We start from the raw sequence: 17305 nt of genomic DNA on the forward strand, positions 1-17305 counted from the left end.
GAGGTCAAATGACTAAGAAGCAAATTGAATTAAATGTGGAAGATGTCTCGGCTATTGAGAAGCCTGCAAATAGAGCTCGTTTAGTTAAAGCTCCAGAACACTTTATCTCTCAAGAGTTGATTGCCGACATCAATACCAATGGTCTTGATGAAACGCGTCGCGGCTTCTTGCGCAAAGGATTTATGTCCGCAGTTGGTGGAGCCGCAGCTAGCTTGGCTGCGCCACTAGCTTTTGCTGCTGGTGAAGGTGATCCAGCGATTCTTGAGAAACAAGAATGGCAAACCACATTGGGTAAAAACGTTGCCACAATGCCCTATGGGGTGCCCTCAATCTATGAGGCCAATTTAATTCGCCGTGAATCCCCAGGCTTAACGCGTGTATCAGCCGCTTCTGTTGCGTTTACTCCTTTGCAAGGATTGTTTGGAACGATTACTCCTAATGGCTTGCATTTCGAACGTCATCACCAGGGTTGGTATAACTTAAATCCAGAAACCCATCGATTGATGGTAAATGGTCTGGTGAAAAATGCTCGCGTGTTTACCATGAATGACTTAATGAGATTGCCTTCCGTCTCTCGTACACACTTTATTGAGTGCGGTGCGAATACTGGTCTTGAGTGGGGTAACGTTGCCGTGCCAACCGTGCAGTACACCCACGGCATGTTGTCTTGCTGTGAATTTACAGGAGTACCTCTCAAGGTGTTGCTTGAAGAGTGCGGCGCAGATCTGAAAAAAGGTAAGTTTCTGCTTGCCGAAGGTGGTGATGGCTCAGGTATGACTCGTACCATCAATTTAGAAAGCTGCTTGGACGATACGATTGTTGCTTGGAGCATGAACGGTGAGATGCTGCGCCCAGAAAATGGCTTTCCATTGCGCCTAGTGGTTCCAGGGGTGCAGGGGGTTAGTTGGGTGAAATGGTTGCGCCGCCTTGAAGTGGGCGATATGCCTTGGAATGCTAAAGATGAGGCTGTTCATTACATTGAGCTCATGCCTGATGGAATGCATCGCCAATATGCCTCCATTCAAGAATGTAAGTCTGTTATCACGACACCTTCTGGTGGACAGCAATTATTAGATAAGGGCTTCTATAACGTAAGCGGCATGGCTTGGTCAGGGCGTGGCAAGATAAAGCGCGTTGATGTTTCTTTTGACGGTGGTAATAACTGGCGTACTGCACGACTTGAGACACCAATCCTAACTAAATCCATTACTCGTTTCAATATTGATTGGGTGTGGGATGGTTCACCTGCAATTCTGCAATCTAGAGCAGTGGATGACACTGGCTATATTCAGCCATCCATTAAGGTTTTGCGTGATTTGCGTGGCAATCGTTCCATCTATCACAACAATGCAATTCAATCTTGGAAGTTAGATTCAAATGGAGAGGTGAGCAATGTTCAAGTTGGTTAATTTGATTGCTCGTTTGAGTTTAGTGAGTGCTCTAGCGCTCACTGCTCAGTTATCAATCGCACAAAGTACACAGGGTACACAGGGTTCAACAAAGTTCCCTGGTATAGGGCGTAATGCAACCCCTGCTGAAGTAATTGCATGGGATATAGATGTGCGTCCTGACTTTAAAGGTTTGCCTAAAGGATCTGGATCGGTAGAGCAGGGCCAAGCGATTTGGGAGTCTAAGTGCGCTAGTTGCCATGGTGTCTTTGGAGAGTCTAATGAAATCTTTACACCTATTGCTGGCGGAACTACTGCTGATGATATAAAAACTGGAAGAGTTGCTTCATTAGCGGATCGAAAGCAACCGCAACGGACCACCTTAATGAAGGTGCCAACTGTGTCCACTTTGTGGGATTACATTTATCGGGCTATGCCTTGGAATGCGCCAAGATCATTAACACCGAATGATACCTATGCACTGGTGGCGTTTATTTTGAGCCTAGGCGAAATTGTTCCGGATGATTTTGTATTAAGTGACGCCAATATTGCTGAAGTACAAAAAAAGATGCCAAACCGAAATGGTATGACTCGTAATCATGGTTTCTGGAGTGTGAATGGCAAACCAGATGTTAATGGCTCTTCTTGCATGACTAATTGCGTGAAGTTTGTACAAATTGGCTCTACTCTTCCGGATTTTGCAAGAAATGCTCATGGCAATATTGCAGAGCAAAATCGACTGTATGGTCCTTATCGCGGATCGGATTCAACAAAACCTCCATTAGCCAAACTACCTGGCTCATCAGGCGAAGGCCTCGCTCATGCTGCTGATACTCATGCTGCCTCGACTAAAGGTCCGGCTGCGTTATTTAAAAATGAAAATTGTTCAGCATGTCATGCGCCTAATGCCAAATTAGTAGGGCCATCTATTGCGGACATTGCTGCCAAATACAAGGGGCAGAGTGGCGCTCAAGAAAAGCTCATGGCAAAGGTTAAAAATGGGGGCTCAGGAGTGTGGGGGGCAATACCAATGCCACCGCAGTCACAGTTATCAGATGAGGATAGAGCGACTCTAGTGCGCTGGGTTCTTACTGGGCAATAGATTTACAGAAGATTTTTTGAAATACCGCTATATTTGATACTAAGAGTAGATTATTAAAGGAGTTTTTATGAATCAGCAGCGACGCAGTTTATTGAAATATTCAGCTGTTTTTGGCTTGATGGCATCCGCAGGTCTTATTAGCGTAGCCCAGGCTCAAGAGTGGAACAAAGCCGCTTTTGAGGGCAAGAGTTTAGATGATGTTTTTAAAATTCTAGGCGCAGGCAGTCCTGACAAGTCTGGCGCAGTAACTTTGAATGCACCAGATATTGCTGAAAACGGTGCAGTGGTTCCAGTTGGTATTACAACCACTCTTAAAGCAGAGCAAATGGCAATCTTGGTTGAGAAAAATCCAAGCGCCTTAGCTGCGCAATTCTTTATTCCTGCTGGTACAGAGCCTTTTGTCACTACTCGTATCAAGATGGGTCAAACATCCAATGTGTACGCCTTGGTTAAAGCGGATGGAAAGTGGAGCATGGCTGTAAAAGAGGTGAAGGTCACTTTAGGTGGCTGTGGCGGTTAATTGCCTATCCGAATTTAACTAAACACTATTAATTAATTACTAGATACAAGAGGAAAACATGGCTGATCCAATGCGCGTTAGAGCTGCTGAAAACGGTGGAATTGTGGATGTAAAGATTTTGATGAAGCACGATATGGAATCTGGTCAGCGTAAAGATGCTGCTGGTAAAACAATTCCTGCATGGTTCATCAGCACTATCAATGTCAAAGCTAATGGCAAAGATGTATTAAATGGTCAGTTTGGTCCAGCAGTTTCCAAGGATCCATTCTTGAACTTCAAATACAAAGGCGCCAAGGGTGACAAGATTGTGGTGAGCTGGGTGGATAGTAAAGGTGACAAGCGTACTGATGAAGCGACTGCTTCTTAATTGCTAGTTGAATTCATAAATCTTTACCATCTCATGGGTTTTGAAAGGGTTGCAAATGCAGCGTAAATTTACATTAGGGCTAGCTTCAGGATTAGTGGCTACCTTACTAGCAGTATCGTCGTCAGTCACGGCACAAAATAGTGCTACAGACGATATCGCGAAATATCGCGAGATGATTGCTGATGGAAACCCTTCAGAACTTTATGAGGCAGCTGGCGAAGATTTGTGGAAAAAGCCTGCTGGCCCAAAGAACGCCACTCTAGAAAAGTGTGATTTAGGCTTAGGGCCCGGGGTAGTAAAGGGTGCTGCAGCACAGTTGCCGCGCTATTTCAAAGATACCAATAAGGTTCAAGATCTTGAATCCCGTTTGATAACCTGTATGCAACAGTTGCAAGGGCGTGATCCACAAGAGATGATTGATGCACCGTTTCAAAAGGGCCCCAAGAAAGATATGGAGGCTATTGTTGCTTATGTGGTCACCTTATCTAAAGGTGAAAAAATTAAAGTCAGCACAGCACATCCAAAAGAAAAAGAAATGTATGAGCTTGGTAAGCGTGCATTCTTTTTCCAAGGCGGCCCTATGGATTTCTCATGTGCTTCATGCCATGGCGAAGATGGTAAGCGTATTCGTCTGCAGGATTTGCCGAATATTACAACTCAAAAAGGCGCTGCTCTAGGTTGGGGTTATTGGCCTGCATATCGCGTATCCAGTGGGCAATTCTGGACGATGCAGCAACGTTTGAATGATTGCTACCGTCAACAGCGCTTCCCATTCCCTATTTATACCTCTGATGTCACGATTGCTTTATCTATGTATATGGCGAAGAACGCCAATGGCGGTACCGTTGAAACACCTGGTTTAAAGCGTTAATGGATAAGAGGCAGAGAATATGAACATGAAGAATATTAAATCCCTCTTAGCCCTTGGTAGTTTTGCCTTGGTCGCAGCAATGATGCATGGCAATGCAGTTGCACAACAAGCTAATGATCCTAAATTTAACAAAATGATGAAGGATGGTTTTCGGGCTGACGGTATTGCTGGTCTAGACCGTATTGTCCAAGATGAAACTCAAAAGTTTTGTTCCGATCCTGTTTTTGCAAACAGTAAGAAGGGCGAAAAGATGCGTGACAAGATTCAGAAAATGAATATGGAAAGCATCAAGCAACCGTCTGATGGTAAATACATCGGTGATTGGAAGAAGGGTGAGGCGATTGCACAGAGCGGTCGTGGTGCCACTTGGTCTGATAAGGCTGATACTGTTATTGGAGGTGGTTGCTACAACTGTCACCAGATCGATCCTAAAGAAATTTCCTATGGAAATATTGGCCCATCATTAACGGGCTATGGAAAGTTGCGTGGTTATTCGCAGGAAGTGGTTACCTATACCTGGAATCGTATTAACAATTCCAAGGCATATAACGCATGCAGCAATATGCCACGGTTCGCACACTTTAAGCTCTTAAATGAGCAGCAAATTCAGGACGTCATGGCTTTACTGCTTGATCCTAATTCGCCAGTTAATCAATAAAGAATAAAAGAACAGGCCGAGAGGCCTGTTTTACTAAGGGGAAATAATATGTCTTTAAGTCGTCGCGATTTTTTGCAAGCCCTCGCTATAGCCTCAGCTGGTGGCATGAGTTTGCAATCGAATTTTGTTAATGCACAAACTACCGCGCAAAAGTTTTATGACTTACCAAAATTCGGGAACGTCCATTTTCTGCACTTTACCGATTGTCACGCACAGTTGTTGCCAATCTATTTTCGTGAGCCCAATGTCAATCTTGGTATTGGTAGTCAAGAAGGCAAGACACCTCACTTGGTTGGAGAATATTTTTTAAAAGCAAATGGGATAGCTCCAGGTACCCGTGATGCTCATGCTTTTACCTACTTGGATTATGTTGCTGCGGCTCAAAATTACGGCAAGATGGGTGGCTTTGCGCATATGGCCACGTTGATTAAGCAAGTGAAAGCCAATCGTCCGGGGGCATTGTTACTTGATGGTGGCGATACATGGCAGGGCTCGGGAACTGCTCTTTGGACCAATGGTCAAGATATGGTCGATGCAGCATTGGCATTGGGAGTAGATGTCATGACGCCCCATTGGGAAATGACTCTTGGCGAAAAGCGGGTTATGGAAATCGTCAATGGGGATTTCAAGGGAAAAGTTTCATTTATTGCACAAAACATTAAGACATCTGATTTTGGCGATATCGTTTTTAACCCTTATGTCATGAAAGTCCAGAATGGTATTCAAGTTGCCATTATTGGACAGGCCTTCCCTTATACACCGATTGCAAATCCCCGTTATTTCACCCCCGACTGGACTTTTGGTATTCAGGAAGAGAATATGCAAAAGACTATCGATGAGGTGAGATCCAAAGGAGCTAAGGTAGTGGTGCTTCTATCTCACAATGGTATGGATGTGGATTTAAAGATGGCTTCTCGAGTGCGCGGTTTAGATGCGATTTTAGGTGGCCACACTCATGATGGTGTACCCATTCCAGTCAAAGTAAAAAATGCTGGTGGAATAACTTTAGTTACTAATGCTGGTTCGAATAGTAAATTCTTGGGCGTACTCGATTTCGATGTGAAAGGCGGTAAGCCAGTAGATTTTCGTTACAAACTGCTGCCAATCTTCTCAAATATGATTCCTGCAGACCCAACTATGAGTAAGCTCATTACAAAAGTCAGGGCTCCATATGAGGCAAAGTTGAATGAGAAGCTAGCCACTACTGAAGGTCTTTTATATCGTCGCGGTAATTTCAATGGAAGCTTTGATCAACTGATTCTGGATGGATTAATGACCCAGAAGAACGCTGAAATTGCATTCTCACCTGGTTTCCGCTGGGGAACTAGTCTATTGCCTGGTCAGGCAATCACTCGTGAGAATTTGTTGGATCAAACTGCGATTACTTATCCATACACTACCGTTACCAATATGAGTGGTGAAACCATTAAAACCATTCTTGAGGATGTAGCGGATAACTTGTTTAACCCTGATCCGTATTATCAGCAGGGCGGAGACATGGTGCGGGTTGGAGGTATGCAATACACCATCGATCCTGCACAGACTGCAGGCAAAAGAATCACAGATATGCGTTTAAATGGCAAACCCATTGAGGCCGGCAAGACTTATAAAGTCGCTGGCTGGGCTCCAGTTAGCGAAGAGGCAAAAAATGCTGGGGGTGAAGCAATTTGGGATGTGATGGAGCGCCACTTACAAGATGTAAAGGTAGTTAAAGCGGTTAAGCTAAACGAACCAATCATTAAGGGGGTTGCTAACAATCCTGGAATGGCCCCCATTTAATTGATTTCAGAGGATATCTAAATGAAAAAGCTGCTTTCTATCATTATCGGCATGGCACTTGCCTTAGGATTTTGTTCAATTACTGTAGCCCAATCTACGGGCTCTACAAAAGTGGTTTATCACATTGATGATGCGCAGGCGCAAGGTTTGAAAGGTTTGCGTAATATCCGTAATCACTTGGATATCTCGCCACAAACTACCATCATTGTTGTCACTCATGCAAACGGTGTGGATTTATTGATGGAAGGCGCTAAGGACCAGAAAAGTAATACCGATTACGCGCCATTAGTCGGCGCTTTAAAGTCTCGGGGCGTGAAATTTGAGGTCTGCGAGATTACTTTAAAAAATCGCAACCTTAAGAAAGACCAGTTCACGCTGGACGCAGACTTTACCCCCTCGGGTGTAGTGCGTGTTGCCGACTTGCAATACAAAGATGGGTTTGCCTACATTAAGCCTTGAGTAAATCAAAATGAAAGGCAATCAAAACTGGATTTATTTTGTGAAGTGTTTGACGGGGATCCTTGTGGGATCCCTTTTTTCATTTAGCGTGATCTTTGCTCAAAGCAAATCTTTAGATACGTTGACTCTTAAGCCTGTTCAGGTGGCGCCCCATACTTATTTTGTGCAAGGCCTTCCTGAAATGGGCAGTAGTGCTAATCAAAACTTTATCTCTAACGCTGGTTTTGTTGTAACCCCGAGTGGAGTTGTGGTGGTTGATGCCTTAGGCTCTCCTATTCTTGCGCAAAAGTTAATCGCTGAAATAAAGAAGATCACTCCTCAAAAAATAGTGGCCGTCATTGTGAGTCACTATCACGCAGATCATATTTATGGATTGCAAGAATTTAAAAAAGTTGGCGCAAAGATTTATGCCCAAGGCGAAGGAAGAAATTATCTTTCTTCAGAAACAGCGAAACAACGTCTTATTGCATCTAAGATTGATTTCGCTCCTTGGGTGAATGAGAATACAAAACTGATTTCTGCCGATATCTGGATTGATCAAAAAATGAAGTTAACGATTGACGGAGTGGATTTTGATATCAGCAGGGTGGGGCCTGCACATGCTCCTGAGGACTTAATGGTTTATGTACCATCAGAAAAAGTGCTCTTTGCCGGAGATCTCGTGTTTAGAGGCCGCATTCCATTTGTGGGTAACGCTGATAGCAAAGGATGGCTGGTGGCTTTAGATGAGATTGAAAAGTTAAATCCCACTATTGTGATTCCGGGTCACGGTAATTATTCAGTGAAGCCGGCAGAAGATATTGCTTTTACCAGGGAATACCTAAAGTATTTAAGGCAGTCGATGACCAAAGCCGCCATTAATCTTGATCCATTCGAGGATGCTTATAAACAGGCAGATTGGTCAGAATACGAGGGAATGCCTTTGTTTAGAGCTGCCAACCGTATGAATGCCTACAACGTTTACCTGTCTATTCAGGCTGAATAGGGCATATAAAGCCGATGGGCCTTAAAATAGAGGATTAATGCTAAATCCTTGATTTGTAATGAAAATGACTTTTCTTCGTTGTATTGCTGCATTCTCATTTAGCGCGCTGGTCGTTACGTCTGCGTATGCCAATCCGGATTTGGCTAATGGCAAGACAATTGATAAGCAAAAGTGCTATGCCTGCCATGCCAAGAAAAGTGGCTTTGGCAATGGCGACATGATTTATACCCGCACTGACGGCAAAGTTAAATCAATGGCTGATTTGAAAAAAATGGTCAGCCTATGCAATACCGAGTTACGTCTAGATTTATTCCCCGAGGATGAAGCAGACGTTATCGCTTTTTTAAACCAACAGTTTTATAAATTTAAACCTTAATTTTTAAGATATTTTTACCATGGATGTTGTCGATATTAGCTCCATAAGTAAGTCAGTTCTCTGGGCAACATTTGCCATTACTTTTTTGCTTGGGGCGGTTATGCAAAAGACGGGTTTCTGCAGCATGGGTGCAGTCTCCGATGTTTTCATCATGTCAAGTTGGGATCGTTTAAGACAATGGTTCTTGGCGATTGGTGTGGCAATCATTGGTTTTGCCTTGATGTCTTATATTGGTTTGATTGACCCGCTGAAAAGTTTTTATACCTCCAGTAAATTTCTATGGCTTTCTACAATAGTAGGAAGTGTGCTGTTTGGCTTTGGTATGGTTTTGGCTTCAGGCTGTGGCAGCAAAACATTAATACGAATCGGCGGCGGGAATTTAAAGTCCATCATCGTGTTTATGGTTTTAGGTTTAACCGCTTATATGACGATGCGTGGTTTCTTGGGTGTCATTCGAATTAATACGCTCGATACTTTTTTTATAGCGTTGAATACCCCACAAGATTTGCCCAGTCTTTTGAGTGCACCTCTCGGCATTGCTCGTCCCACACTTCATTTAATTTTGGGGCTCATTATTGGCTTTGCATTTATTACTTTTGCTTTAGCTAACAAGGCATTTTGGACGGCCGAGAATTTACTCGCTGGCATTGCTGTTGGATTGGCAATCTGTGCTGTATGGTGGGTATCTGGTAATTTGGGTTATGTCGCTGAAGACCCCAATACACTGGAAGAGGTATTTTTAGTTACGAACTCGGGGCGTATGGAAAGTCTATCCTTTGTGGCGCCTTATGCATACTCACTGGACTGGCTAATGATGTATAGCGACACCTCTAAAGTATTAACGGTGGGTATCGTCGCTGTTTTGGGGATGATTCTGGGTTCTGGTGCCGTTTCTGTTGTCACCAAATCCTTCCGTTGGGAATCCTTTCGCAATTCTGAGGACACTGCCAATCATTTGGTGGGCGCTGCTTTGATGGGCTTTGGTGGTGTTACTGCTTTGGGTTGTACCGTGGGGCAGGGCTTAAGCGGCATCTCTACATTGGCGATAGGTTCGCTTATAGCTTTACCTGGATTTATATTTGGTGCGTATTTAGGTTTGCGCTACTTGCAGTTGCGTCTTGCGCCTAACCCTTGCAGTTAATTTTCAAATTACGGAAATAGATAATGCAAATTGATTGGATATCTTTTACGCCAGTTCCATCCTTGCTAGGAGGAATGATTCTGGGTGTTGCAGCAGCACTTTACGTTTTGTTGCATGGTCGCATCCTTGGCATCAGCGGTATTGTTTCTGGCTTACTGCATCCAAAACGGAGTGATTCTGCTTGGCGAGTGAGTTTGGTATTGGGTCTGCTTACCTCACCATTTCTGGCTGCTTTATTCTTTGGAATGTTCCCCATTGTTGAAATTGAGGCAGATTGGATTGCCATTGTAATTGCTGGCCTTCTAGTGGGCTTTGGTGCTCAATATGGCTCTGGTTGTACAAGTGGGCATGGTATTTGCGGGCTCTCTCGTTTATCGCCCAGATCCCTTGTTGCCACAATCTCTTTTATGACTGCAGGATTCATCACGGTCTATGTTTTGCGTCATTGGATCGGAATCTAAGATGAAAAAGCATTTTGGTCTTTTGAGTCAGTACGCCATTGGTGTGTTGTTTGGATGGGGTTTGATCATCTCAGGGATGAGCAATCCACAGAAAATATTAGGATTTCTAGATTTGACAGGTCTTTGGGATCCTTCATTAATATTTGTGATGTTGGGGGCGGTAATCGTTGGTCTGGGCGGTTTTTATGTTGTTAGCAAAAGATCAGAAGCCTTTTTTGGCGGTGCTTTGCACATTCCGAAACGTCGAGATATTACGAAGCCACTCATTGTAGGTAGCTTGATATTTGGGGCGGGGTGGGGAATTGCTGGTTTTTGTCCTGGCCCAGCCTTAGTGGCTCTGGGTGCTGGACATCTGAAGGCATTGGTATTTGTGCTTGCGATGCTTGTTGGCATGGAAGTCTGTGAGCGTTTCTTCTCTGCGCACAAAAAGAAGCCTGTTCAAAGCTAAATCAGGCTGATTTAGAATCATCCTGTTCTGTATTTATTCATGTAGAGGGTCTTATGAGTCTTCCTATTTCTTGCCATAGCGCTCAGTTTGGCACCTTGGGTCAAATTGATCCCAGTCATTTAGCTGAAATTGCTAAACAGGGCTATAAGAGCGTGATTAACAACCGTCCTGATGGTGAGGGTGGTCCAGATCAACCTACAAATGCCTCTATTCAGGCTGAAGCAGAAAAACTAGGCTTGAACTATGTTTACTTGCCAGTTGTTCCTGGAGCATTTACACCAGCACAAGTTCAAGAAATGGCTCGTCTATTAAAAACACTGCCAGGCCCTGTTTTGGCGTTTTGCCGCTCGGGTGCTCGCTCAACCAATTTATATCAGCTTGCATTACAGCTTGGTTAATAGAGTAACGACTTCAATATGCGTATCGCAATCCCCGAGGAAAGAAAACTTGTTCATGAAATGATCATGCCGATTCGTTGGGGTGATATGGATGCTTATGGACATGTGAACAACACTGTTTACTTTCGTTACATGGAGCAAGCACGCTGTGAGTGGATCACTGCGATGGGTTATGAAGTCGCTCCTGGTCGTGAGTCAATGTTGATGTTAAATGGATTCTGTAATTTTTATCAGCAACTTTCTTTCCCGGGCGAATTAATCTTAAAGACCTCAATTGGCGCTATTGGGAGAACGAGTTTAGATCTCTATACCAGTATGGCATTAACCACGTCACCTGATGTGGAGGCGGCCATTGGTGGTGCGACGATGGTCTGGGTAGATCTCACTACGAATAAATCAGCCCCTTGGCCTGAGCATATTTTGCAAAAGTTGCGATAGTTCATCGTGCAACCCAGCAATCCACACATCTTAAGATCCGAACAATTTTTAACTGAGTTAGATCAGTTCGATATCGTTATTGATGTGAGATCTCCTGCCGAGTATGCATTGGACCACATACCAGGCGCCGTAAATTATCCAGTTCTAAATAATGAAGAGCGTGCCAAAATCGGAACTCTCTACAAACAAGAATCTCCGTTTGTTGCCAAAAAACTAGGCGCGGCTTTGGTATCAAAGAATATTGCCGCTCATATTGAAAACCATTTGTTAGAATTACCACGCGAGTGGCGACCCTTAATTTATTGTTGGCGCGGCGGCGAGAGAAGTGGTGCGTTTACACATATCCTAAATCGCATTGGCTGGAAAGCTAAACAACTTGAAGGCGGTTATCAAGGATTTCGCCGTACAGTAATTGATAGCTTGAATCAGTATGCCAATCAATTTTCTTTCCAAGTAATTTGTGGCATGACTGGTAGTGGGAAGACAAGAGTCCTGCAAGAGATTGGAAGGTTAGGCGCTCAGATCCTCGATTTGGAGAGCTTGGCTATACATCGTGGCTCAGTTTTAGGTAATGAGCCGCATATTGATCAGCCATCACAAAAGGGATTTGAAACGGCCCTGTGGAATGCGCTGAGATCGCTTGATCCCGCCAGGCCTGTATTTGTAGAGTCTGAAAGCAAGAAGGTTGGTGGATTGCATATTCCTGATGCCTTAATGGAAAAAATTCGCAATGGAATATGTGTGGAATTGAGGTCTAGCACTCAAACGAGAGTCTCTTGGTTAATTCGTGAATACCATCACTTCTTATCTGATACCAATAATTTCAAGCGTAAGTTAGCATTGCTGACTTCTCATTATGGAAAAGTACAGATTGCCAAATGGAATGAGGCGATTGATGCTGGTCAATTTCCACAGTTAGTCGAGGAATTGCTCGTAAAGCATTACGATCCATCCTATCAATCTTCCATTGTGCGTAATTTTCCCCAATATAAGGCGGAAAACTTTGTGCAATTAGGGGATGATAGCGATCTCGCTTTTTCTAATGCTGCTAAAGCGATTCTTAATACGAAGGCATGTCATTCATGAATCCATATTCAGATCATCATCGCGGACATGTGGTTGCTGGGATAGCAGGCTTTGGAACATACACGCCAACAGCCCGGGTCAGTGCTGAGGAGCTTGCTAGGCAGGCCAACATACCCGTTGAAAGATTGACTCAGGGAATTGGTTTTACTCATATACACAAAGCAAATGATGATGAACATCCTTTTACGATGGGTTTAGCGGCAGCAAAAGATGCTTTGCACGATGCCGGGATGAGTGGTGATGATGTGGATCTAGTGATTTTTGTTTCCGCTGGAGATTACGACTATCGATTTTGGTGTCCCTCAAGTGCGGTAGTGCGTGAGTTGGGTTGTCGCCATGCATATTCATTTGAAGTGCGCAATGGTTGTGCTGGTGGAAATTTAGCTTGCAATATTGCCATGGGGTTGATGGATCGTGACTCATCGGTAAAGACTGCGTTGATCATTTGCTCAGATACGCTTTCTAGGGTAATTAATCCTCAGATTCCGGAATGCCATCCTTTGCTTTATTTTGGAGATGGTGCCGCTGCTGTGGTACTAAAGAGGAATCATCCGCGCTATCAATTGCTCAGTTTTGCTGAGCATACTGATGGTGATCTTGGCGATTTGCTGAGGGTGGATGCTGGTGGAACTCGCATGCCAATTGGTAAAGACTTTCAAGACTGGACCAAAACATATTCAAAAGTGGATGTTGCGGCATTTGCAAATCTGATAGATAAGGTTTATCTCAAAAAGTACTTGGCAGTCATTAACAAGGCACTTGAACGCTCGGGACATGCAGTCTCTGAAATTGATTTTGTCCTCATGAATCAAATTAAAAGTTCTTTGCGTGACCATATTATGGAAGGTATTGGGATACCTCAAGATCACACCTACATCACCATGGATGAATTTGGACATATCGGTCCAGCAGATGCCTTTTTTACAATGGCAAAGGCGCATCGCGAGGGATTGTTATCTGAAGGTAAATTAGCAATTCTGGCCTCAAGTGGCTTAGGTTTCTCATGGGCCGCTAGCATTATTCGTTGCTAGAAATTAAATGAATTTGCTTTAAATAGTCCTGATAAAAAAAGCCCCGCAGAAACGGGGCTTTGTATTGAATAGCATTAGGAATTAGCTAAATGCCTGGATGCCAGTCTGTGCGCGACCCAGTATCAGAGCATGAATATCGTGAGTGCCTTCATAGGTATTTACAACTTCCAAGTTCAACATATGTCGAACAACACCGTATTCATCTGAGATGCCGTTTCCACCGTGCATATCACGTGCCATACGGGCAATCTCTAAGGACTTGCCACAGGAATTACGTTTCATGATGGAGGTAATTTCAGGGGCGGCAATTCCTTCATCCTTCATGCGGCCTAAGCGCAGGCAGCCTTGAAGTCCAAGTGTGATTTCGGTTTGCATATCCGCTAATTTTTTTTGAATTAACTGATTGGCTGCCAAAGGCTTGCCAAATTGTTTACGATCCATGGTGTATTGGCGGGCGGCATACCAGCACCACTCGGCCGCTCCAAGCGCACCCCAGGCAATGCCATAACGCGCAGAGTTCAGGCAGGTGAAGGGGCCTTTAAGACCTTCAATTTCAGGAAACTCATTTTCCTGGGGAACAAATACTTCATCCATCACGATCTCACCAGTGATCGAGGCGCGCAATCCCATCTTGCCGCTGATTTTCGGAGCAGTGAGCCCCTTCATTCCTTTTTCTAGAATATAGCCGCGGATAATGCCCGCATCATTTTTTGCCCAGACTACAAATACATCTGCAATTGGAGAGTTTGAAATCCACATCTTTGAGCCGGTTAAAGAAAAGCCGCCAGGTACTTTTTTGGCTCGAGTAATCATGCCTCCAGCATCAGATCCATAGTTGGGCTCAGTTAATCCAAAGCAACCTATCCATTCGCCGCTAGCTAATTTTGGCAAGTACTTTTGCTTTTGTGCTTCGCTACCAAATTCATTGATAGGAACCATTACTAAAGAAGATTGAACACTCATCATGGAGCGATAACCTGAGTCCACGCGTTCGATCTCGCGAGCAATCAAACCATATGAGACATAGTTCAAATTGGCGCCACCATACTGCTCAGGAATGGTGATGCCCAATAGACCCAGTTCTCCCATTTCGCGAAAGATAGCAGGGTCGGTGGTCTCATTACGATAGGCATCATGAATACGGGGCATGAGGCGGCCTTGTGCATATTCGGCTGCTGCATCTCTTGCCATACGCTCTTCTTCAGTAAGTTGCGTATCGAGAAGGAGTGGGTCTGCCCAATTAAAAGTCGCTTTACTCATTACCTTGCCATCCTCTATGCGGTTTTATTTACATTTTTGCCTGCACTCTGCGAAGTTTCGGGAATGCAGATATTCTTCTTTCTATTATCCATTTTTCTGAGCTTATGGACCGCCCTAGACCTCACCATCGCTATTACGATCTGATCTTGACTGCTTTTGTGGTTGTTTTGGTGTGCTCAAACTTTATTGGCGCAGGAAAAGCGGCGGTAATTGATTTGCCTTACTTGGGAAGTGTTCCATTTGGTGGCGGAATATTATTTTTCCCAATAGCGTATTTTTTCGGCGACATCCTTACTGAAGTATATGGATATGCCTATGATCGTAGGGCTGTTTGGGCTGGTTTCACAGCCCTTGCGTTTGCTGCAATCATGGCTCAGATTGTGATTGCTCTCCCAGTAGCTCCAGGCGCATATATGGCCAACTATCAGCATGGCCTAGAAACGGTATTTGGTAATTCTTGGCGCATAGCGTTAGCTTCTATGTTTGCATTCTGGTGCGGTAGTTTTGCTAATAGCTATGTTTTGGCGAAGATGAAAATCTGGACTCAGGGACGCTTTCTTTGGATGCGTACGATTGGCTCGACTGCTGTAGGTGAGTTGGTTGACTCATCCTTTTTCTATGTTCTGGCTTTTTATGGAATTTGGCCAACCGATGAAGTGATTCAGGTGGCGCTTGCGCAATATGTGCTCAAAACTTCTTGGGAGGTTTTAGCTACGCCCTTGACTTATTGGGTCGTTAACTTCCTCAAACGGAAAGAAAACGAGGATTTCTACGATATTCATACCAATTTCACCCCATTTAGGGTCAAAGTCTGAGCGAGAGATAGGCTTCCTGCCAACAAAGACCCCTAAGCCGTTAAAATAATGGTCTTTGCCCCCAATTCGGGGGTAACTATTGAATTTCAGAAAGCTAGAAACATCCGTGCTGTCAGCATCCAATATCACTATGCAGTTTGGGGCAAAACCCCTGTTTGAAAACATTTCCGTAAAGTTTGGCGGTGGCAATCGTTATGGCCTGATTGGTGCGAACGGTTGTGGAAAGTCGACCTTCATGAAAATATTGGGCGGCGAACTCGAGCCTACTAGTGGCAATGTGAGTTTGGATCCTGGCATTCGTTTGGGTAAATTGCGTCAGGATCAGTTCGCTTACGAAGATGTGCGAGTGCTCGACGTAGTCATGATGGGTCATGAGGAAATGTGGAGGGCTGCTGCGGAACGCGATGCCATCTATGCCAATCCTGATGCTACTGATGAAGATTACATGAAGGCTGCTGAGCTTGAAGGTAAATACGCCGAATACGGTGGATATACCGCAGAAGCAAAAGCAGGGGAGTTGTTGTTAGGTATCGGGATTCCGATTGAGCAACATAACGGCCCCATGAGCAATGTAGCGCCAGGTTGGAAGCTACGTGTATTGCTTGCACAAGCATTATTCTCTGATCCAGATGTGTTGTTGTTGGATGAGCCAACCAATAACTTGGATATTCATTCTATTCATTGGCTTGAAGACATTCTTAATCAGATTAAGAGCACCATCGTCATTATTTCCCATGATCGTCACTTCTTGAATGAAGTTTGCACGCATATGGCGGACATGGACTATGGAACCCTGAAGGTTTATCCAGGGAACTATGATTCTTATATGCTGGCATCTGTTCAGGCGCGCACACAACAACTCAGCAATAACGCGAAGGCTAAAGAAAAAATTGCTGAATTGGCGGCTTTCGTGGCCCGCTTCTCTGCAAATGCATCTAAGGCGCGTCAAGCGACTTCACGTCAGAGACAGTTGGAGAAAATTGAAATTGTTGAAGTAAAGCCTTCTTCGCGTCAGAACCCATTTATTCGTTTTGATACCGAGAAAAAACTTCACAATATGGCGGTTGAATGCAATGCACTCACCAAAGCCTATGACCGTGTTATTTTTAAAAACTTTAAGTTAGGTGTGCGCGCTGGTGAAAAGATTGCCATTATTGGTCAAAACGGCGCTGGTAAGACAACCTTGCTTAAAACCATTTTGAGTAAGCGTTTTGAAGGCATTGCCGCTGATAGTGGCGATGTGAAATGGGCTGAAAACGCTAATGTTGGTGTCATGCCCCAAGACAATACTGAAATGTTTGCCAAAGATGAGTTACTCATGGATTGGATGAACAACTGGCGTAATACTGGCGATGACGATCAAGTCATTCGTGGCACATTAGGTCGCTTGTTATTCTCCGGTGATGATATTGGTAAGTCTGTGAAAGTTCTCTCCGGTGGCGAAAAAGGCAGAATGATTTGGGGCAAACTGATGCTTCAAAAATATAACGTTCTCGCCATGGATGAGCCAACCAATCACATGGATATGGAATCAATTGAAAGTTTGCAAATTGCTCTTGAGAAGTTTGACGGCACATTGATATTCGTTTCTCATGATCGTGAGTTTGTGTCTGCTCTAGCCAATCGCATCTTGGAGGTGAAGATGGACGGTACCGTAGTGGATTATTCAGGAACTTACGAAGAATATTTGCGTAGCCAATCTCTAGAAGGCTAAGCCCCAAA

20 protein-coding genes are annotated in these 17305 nt (G+C 44.2%); 19 read left to right on the forward strand and 1 reads right to left on the reverse strand.

Features of this window, described 5'->3' with window-relative positions; all coding sequences use genetic code 11:
- Positions 1-53 precede the first annotated feature (53 nt).
- The 17 genes from soxC to FD973_RS04425 all read left to right on the forward strand — a co-directional run bounded on the left by soxC (position 54) and on the right by FD973_RS04425 (position 13508).
- The gene (gene soxC / locus FD973_RS04345) at positions 54-1409 is read left to right on the forward strand and encodes a sulfite dehydrogenase (RefSeq protein ID WP_371816880.1); all 1356 of its coding nucleotides are present in this window, start codon (positions 54-56) and stop codon (positions 1407-1409) included.
- Positions 1393-2490, forward strand: coding sequence for a c-type cytochrome (locus FD973_RS04350; RefSeq protein WP_215324401.1), 1098 nt, complete (start codon positions 1393-1395; stop codon positions 2488-2490). The genes soxC and FD973_RS04350 overlap by 17 nt, the downstream gene beginning before the upstream one ends.
- A 67-nt stretch (positions 2491-2557) precedes the next feature.
- Positions 2558-3010: a thiosulfate oxidation carrier protein SoxY gene (soxY, locus tag FD973_RS04355; RefSeq protein WP_215324402.1), complete on the forward strand. Its 453-nt coding sequence runs from the start codon at positions 2558-2560 to the stop codon at positions 3008-3010.
- Positions 3011-3068: 58 nt separating this feature from the next.
- Positions 3069-3377, forward strand: coding sequence for a thiosulfate oxidation carrier complex protein SoxZ (soxZ, locus tag FD973_RS04360; protein WP_087909856.1), 309 nt, complete (start codon positions 3069-3071; stop codon positions 3375-3377).
- Between the two features lie 55 nt (positions 3378-3432).
- Positions 3433-4248 (forward strand): sulfur oxidation c-type cytochrome SoxA, encoded by an 816-nt coding sequence (soxA, locus tag FD973_RS04365; protein ID WP_215324403.1) that lies wholly within the window; start codon positions 3433-3435, stop codon positions 4246-4248.
- Positions 4249-4267: 19 nt separating this feature from the next.
- Entirely contained in the window at positions 4268-4906 is a 639-nt protein-coding gene (gene soxX / locus FD973_RS04370) for a sulfur oxidation c-type cytochrome SoxX (protein ID WP_215324404.1), read from the forward strand.
- Between the two features lie 48 nt (positions 4907-4954).
- Positions 4955-6685 (forward strand): thiosulfohydrolase SoxB, encoded by a 1731-nt coding sequence (gene soxB, locus FD973_RS04375; protein ID WP_215324405.1) that lies wholly within the window; start codon positions 4955-4957, stop codon positions 6683-6685.
- A 21-nt stretch (positions 6686-6706) separates the two neighbouring features.
- Positions 6707-7144 (forward strand): DsrE family protein, encoded by a 438-nt coding sequence (locus tag FD973_RS04380; RefSeq protein ID WP_215324406.1) that lies wholly within the window; start codon positions 6707-6709, stop codon positions 7142-7144.
- A 10-nt stretch (positions 7145-7154) separates the two neighbouring features.
- A complete protein-coding gene (locus FD973_RS04385; protein ID WP_215324407.1) occupies positions 7155-8129 on the forward strand; it encodes an MBL fold metallo-hydrolase in 975 nt (324 codons plus the stop codon).
- A gap of 64 nt (positions 8130-8193) precedes the next feature.
- Positions 8194-8505: a hypothetical protein gene (locus FD973_RS04390; RefSeq protein ID WP_251368840.1), complete on the forward strand. Its 312-nt coding sequence runs from the start codon at positions 8194-8196 to the stop codon at positions 8503-8505.
- A 19-nt stretch (positions 8506-8524) separates the two neighbouring features.
- Complete coding sequence (locus FD973_RS04395; RefSeq protein ID WP_215324408.1) at positions 8525-9646, forward strand: YeeE/YedE family protein; 1122 nt, start codon at positions 8525-8527, stop codon at positions 9644-9646.
- 23 nt (positions 9647-9669) lie between these two features.
- The gene (locus tag FD973_RS04400) at positions 9670-10107 is read left to right on the forward strand and encodes a YeeE/YedE family protein (RefSeq protein WP_215324409.1); all 438 of its coding nucleotides are present in this window, start codon (positions 9670-9672) and stop codon (positions 10105-10107) included.
- Position 10108: 1 nt separating this feature from the next.
- Positions 10109-10555, forward strand: a complete 447-nt coding sequence (locus tag FD973_RS04405; protein ID WP_215324410.1) for a YeeE/YedE family protein — start codon at positions 10109-10111, stop codon at positions 10553-10555.
- A gap of 53 nt (positions 10556-10608) precedes the next feature.
- The gene (locus FD973_RS04410) at positions 10609-10953 is read left to right on the forward strand and encodes a TIGR01244 family sulfur transferase (RefSeq protein ID WP_215324411.1); all 345 of its coding nucleotides are present in this window, start codon (positions 10609-10611) and stop codon (positions 10951-10953) included.
- 18 nt (positions 10954-10971) lie between these two features.
- A complete protein-coding gene (locus FD973_RS04415) occupies positions 10972-11391 on the forward strand; it encodes a thioesterase family protein (protein WP_215324412.1) in 420 nt (139 codons plus the stop codon).
- Positions 11392-11397: 6 nt separating this feature from the next.
- A complete protein-coding gene (gene mnmH, locus FD973_RS04420) occupies positions 11398-12477 on the forward strand; it encodes a tRNA 2-selenouridine(34) synthase MnmH (protein WP_215324413.1) in 1080 nt (359 codons plus the stop codon).
- Positions 12474-13508 carry a 3-oxoacyl-[acyl-carrier-protein] synthase III C-terminal domain-containing protein gene (locus FD973_RS04425; RefSeq protein WP_215324414.1) on the forward strand — a complete coding sequence of 345 codons (1035 nt, stop codon included), beginning with the start codon at positions 12474-12476 and terminating at the stop codon, positions 13506-13508. The genes mnmH and FD973_RS04425 overlap by 4 nt, the downstream gene beginning before the upstream one ends.
- Positions 13509-13589: 81 nt before the next feature.
- On the opposite strand, the gene FD973_RS04430 is transcribed toward FD973_RS04425, so the two are convergent.
- Positions 13590-14768, reverse strand: coding sequence for an acyl-CoA dehydrogenase (locus tag FD973_RS04430; RefSeq protein ID WP_215324415.1), 1179 nt, complete (start codon positions 14766-14768; stop codon positions 13590-13592).
- A gap of 104 nt (positions 14769-14872) precedes the next feature.
- Here FD973_RS04430 and FD973_RS04435 point away from each other — a divergent pair, with 104 nt between their 5' ends.
- Entirely contained in the window at positions 14873-15583 is a 711-nt protein-coding gene (locus tag FD973_RS04435) for a queuosine precursor transporter (RefSeq protein WP_215324416.1), read from the forward strand.
- Between the two features lie 106 nt (positions 15584-15689).
- Positions 15690-17297, forward strand: coding sequence for an ABC-F family ATPase (locus tag FD973_RS04440; protein WP_215324417.1), 1608 nt, complete (start codon positions 15690-15692; stop codon positions 17295-17297).
- Positions 17298-17305: the final 8 nt, after the last annotated feature.

This window comes from Polynucleobacter sp. MWH-Braz-FAM2G, assembly GCF_018687635.1.
GTDB lineage: Bacteria > Pseudomonadota > Gammaproteobacteria > Burkholderiales > Burkholderiaceae > Polynucleobacter.

Excerpts from the sequence above, each read along its gene's own strand:
- FD973_RS04350 (WP_215324401.1), top strand. The coding sequence starts at position 1,393 with ATGTTCAAGTTGGTTAATTTGATTGCTCGTTTGAGTTTAGTGAGTGCT.
- soxY (WP_215324402.1), top strand. The coding sequence starts at position 2,558 with ATGAATCAGCAGCGACGCAGTTTATTGAAATATTCAGCTGTTTTTGGC.
- soxZ (WP_087909856.1), top strand. The coding sequence starts at position 3,069 with ATGGCTGATCCAATGCGCGTTAGAGCTGCTGAAAACGGTGGAATTGTG.
- soxA (WP_215324403.1), top strand. The coding sequence starts at position 3,433 with ATGCAGCGTAAATTTACATTAGGGCTAGCTTCAGGATTAGTGGCTACC.
- soxX (WP_215324404.1), top strand. The coding sequence starts at position 4,268 with ATGAACATGAAGAATATTAAATCCCTCTTAGCCCTTGGTAGTTTTGCC.
- soxB (WP_215324405.1), top strand. The coding sequence starts at position 4,955 with ATGTCTTTAAGTCGTCGCGATTTTTTGCAAGCCCTCGCTATAGCCTCA.
- FD973_RS04380 (WP_215324406.1), top strand. The coding sequence starts at position 6,707 with ATGAAAAAGCTGCTTTCTATCATTATCGGCATGGCACTTGCCTTAGGA.
- FD973_RS04385 (WP_215324407.1), top strand. The coding sequence starts at position 7,155 with ATGAAAGGCAATCAAAACTGGATTTATTTTGTGAAGTGTTTGACGGGG.
- FD973_RS04390 (WP_251368840.1), top strand. The coding sequence starts at position 8,194 with ATGACTTTTCTTCGTTGTATTGCTGCATTCTCATTTAGCGCGCTGGTC.
- FD973_RS04395 (WP_215324408.1), top strand. The coding sequence starts at position 8,525 with ATGGATGTTGTCGATATTAGCTCCATAAGTAAGTCAGTTCTCTGGGCA.
- FD973_RS04400 (WP_215324409.1), top strand. The coding sequence starts at position 9,670 with ATGCAAATTGATTGGATATCTTTTACGCCAGTTCCATCCTTGCTAGGA.
- FD973_RS04405 (WP_215324410.1), top strand. The coding sequence starts at position 10,109 with ATGAAAAAGCATTTTGGTCTTTTGAGTCAGTACGCCATTGGTGTGTTG.
- FD973_RS04410 (WP_215324411.1), top strand. The coding sequence starts at position 10,609 with ATGAGTCTTCCTATTTCTTGCCATAGCGCTCAGTTTGGCACCTTGGGT.
- FD973_RS04415 (WP_215324412.1), top strand. The coding sequence starts at position 10,972 with ATGCGTATCGCAATCCCCGAGGAAAGAAAACTTGTTCATGAAATGATC.
- FD973_RS04425 (WP_215324414.1), top strand. The coding sequence starts at position 12,474 with ATGAATCCATATTCAGATCATCATCGCGGACATGTGGTTGCTGGGATA.
- FD973_RS04430 (WP_215324415.1), bottom strand. The coding sequence starts at position 14,768 with ATGAGTAAAGCGACTTTTAATTGGGCAGACCCACTCCTTCTCGATACG.
- FD973_RS04435 (WP_215324416.1), top strand. The coding sequence starts at position 14,873 with ATGGACCGCCCTAGACCTCACCATCGCTATTACGATCTGATCTTGACT.